Below are 228 nucleotides of genomic sequence, written 5' to 3'. Positions count from 1 at the left end.
GGATCGTTTCAAATACTTCATCCGTTGCGCGAAAGATATCATCCTCCATCTCGATGGCTTTCCAACTCAACACGGAATCCTTGACATATTCATTCACTCTGCCAATGGACTCACTGGTGCGATCCTGATACCACGAACGTCTGAGTGGTCCGCGAACTAATGTAACTGCTGAAGCGACAAGATCAATCAATGGATGAAATGGGCGATCAAATCCGGGATTGAAGTCGA

Annotated in this window: 1 protein-coding gene; it reads right to left on the bottom strand. The window is 46.5% G+C overall.

All coding sequences use genetic code 11. The annotated features are described in order from the left end of the window. The coding region (locus ACZ3GY_RS24930; RefSeq protein WP_465912518.1) for a hypothetical protein at positions 1-228 on the bottom strand (228 nt) is incomplete at both ends.

This window comes from Pseudomonas sp. PME37.24/006 (assembly GCF_055556635.1).
Note: the sequence above shows the minus strand (reverse complement) of the source record. Positions and strands in the feature narration are given on the sequence as shown.